Consider the following 2721-nt stretch of genomic DNA (forward strand, 5'->3'; position numbering starts at 1 on the left):
CAAATTTTCTATACATCCCAAAACCCCTATGTACACTTAAACCTCTCATTTTTAAAAATGAGAGGTTTAAAATAATTTATTTATTAAAAACTTTCTTAGGTTTAGAATAAGCTGTTTCATCAAGAGGAAGCTTTCTTCTTACAATTCCGTCCATTTCCATATATGCTGCTGCCACTGCTGCTGCAGTTGGAATAGAAGCTATCTCTCCAACCCCTTTAGCTCCATAGGCAACATTTAAAAGTTCTTCTTTTTCTATGGCTATAGTTTCTATTTCAGGAACATCTGTTGAGCGTAAAAGTCCTAATTGTCCAAACTTATCAGTAGGAACCCCGTCTTTTAATCTCATATCTTCTGTTAATGCATACCCTAAACTCATTAGAACTCCACCTTCAACTTGTCCCTCAAAATTTATTGGGTTTACTATTTGCCCTGAATCATGAGCTGCTACTACCTTTTTAACCTTTCCTTCATCGTCTAAAATTACAACGTGTGTTGCATATCCATATGCTATATGTGATTTAGGATTTGGTTTATCTGAAGAAAGAGGATCTGTTGGCTCAAAATATTCATAGTAATAATCTTTTCCCTCAACACTGCTAAGGTCGGTTCCTACCATATCTTCTTTTAATAACTCACAAACTTTTTTAATAGCTTCACCTGTCAAAAGCGTCTGTCTTGAACCTGATGTAGTACCTGAGTCAGGAGAAGTTTCAGTATTAGGTGGCATAAGAATTATATCATTTCTATCTATTCCCAATGTTTCTACTATAAATTGAACTGCTATCGTCAAGTAACCTTGTCCAATGTCAGATGCCGCTGCATAAAGATACAACTTTCCATCTCTCACTTCAAGTCTTGCACGACCTTTATCAGGTAAACCTACTCCTACACCTGAATTTTTAAGTGCACAGGCTATTCCAACATGTCCTTTATTTTCTTCATAGACATCTTTTACTGCTTCAAGAGTTTCTACTAATCCTGTCGATACATCCGCAAACTGTCCATTAGGAAGAACATCCCCCGGTCTAATAGCATTTCTATATCTGATTTCCCATGGAGATATTCCAACTTTTTCTGCTAATTGAGTTAAAATCATTTCAAAAGCAAAGTTTGACTGACAAACCCCAAATCCTCTAAAAGCTCCTGCTGGTGGATTGTTTGTATAGACTCCATATCCACGGATATCAGTATTTTCATATCTATATGGGCCTACTGAATGTGTACAAGCTCTTTCAAGTACAGGTCCACAAAGCGATGCATACCCACCTGTATCAAAATAAATTTCAGCATCCAATCCTTGTATAATTCCATTTTCATCACACCCAACTGTAAAATCAGCTTCCATCTTATGACGCTTAGGGTGGAAAGCTATGGATTCAGGTCTTGTGAATTTAGCCTTTACTATTCTATTGTATTTAACCGCTGCAAGAGCTGCAATATGTTGTACGGATACATCTTCTTTTCCTCCGAAACCTCCACCTATAATTGCATTTTCTACAACTACTCTCTCAGGTTCCCAACCAAACATTATAGAAATTTCTTTGCGTGTGTCAAAAGTACCTTGGTCTGATGTATATATTTTAACACCATCTTTATATGGCATAGCAATAGCACACTCAGGCTCCATAAAAGCGTGTTCAGTAAAAGGAGTTGAGTAATGTTGAGTTATAACATATTTAGAATTAGCTATGGCTTCTTTTGCGTTTCCTCTTGTAACATGTCTTTGTTGGCAAAGATTTCCATTAGAGTGTATCTTTGGAGCATCTTCTTTAAGTGCTTCAAAAATATCTGTTATAGGCTCATACACCTCATAATCTATTTTTACAAGCGCTTTAGCTTCTTCGAGAATCTTTTGATCTTCTGCAACTACAAGTACAATTGCATCGCCTATACATCTTGTAATTTCTCCTTCCGCAATTAAAACATCCCAATCTTGTTGAATATGTCCAACTTTGTTGTTAGGAACATCTTCAGCTCTTAAAATCCCAACTACACCTTCTAATTTTTCAGCCTCTGATGTATCTATTTTTAAGATTTTTGCACGTGGATGAGCAGTTCTCACACATGATGCATATACCATGCCATCAAATTCCATATCATCCACATATTTTCCAGTACCTAGAATTTTTGCTTCAGCATCAATTTTTATAGCATTTTCTCCAACACCATTTGTATTTTTGTTTTTCATTTCCGTCTTTCCAGAGAAAATTTCTCCAGCAAGTTTAATAGCTTTTTCAATCTTCACATATCCAGTACATCTACAGATATTACCTTTTATAGAAGCTTTTATTTCTTCATCAGTTGGATTTAAATTTTTATCCAACAATCCTTTTGCGCTCATAACCATTCCCGGAGTACAGAACCCGCATTGTACAGCCCCTACTTCTGCAAATGCATATGTATATACTTCCCTTTCTCTATCTGTTAAACCTTCCATAGTTATGATTTCTTTTCCTACAAGCTTAGATAATTTAAATACACAAGCTTTTGTTGCTTTACCATCTACGATTACAGTACAAGTTCCACAAGCGCCTTGACTACAACCGTCTTTTACGGACTTAATCTTTAGCTCATCCCTTAAAAAATTTAACAAGGTTATATCCTTATCATGAATAAACCTTTTCCCATTTACTATTACTTCAAAAGTATTTTCCATAATTTACACCTCTTATATAGATTACGAATATTGTTGTTTTTTATTATAACATAGAATTTTATTAT

General features: G+C 35.2%; 1 protein-coding gene. It reads right to left on the bottom strand.

Annotated elements, in window-relative coordinates:
• Window positions 1-76: 76 nt before the first annotated feature.
• Complete coding sequence (gene xdh, locus HMPREF9129_RS09860; protein ID WP_004823236.1) at window positions 77-2656, bottom strand: selenium-dependent xanthine dehydrogenase; 2580 nt, start codon at window positions 2654-2656, stop codon at window positions 77-79.
• Window positions 2657-2721: the final 65 nt, after the last annotated feature.

Source organism: Peptoniphilus indolicus ATCC 29427, assembly GCF_000227315.1.
Taxonomy (GTDB): Bacteria; Bacillota; Clostridia; order Tissierellales; family Peptoniphilaceae; genus Peptoniphilus; species Peptoniphilus indolicus.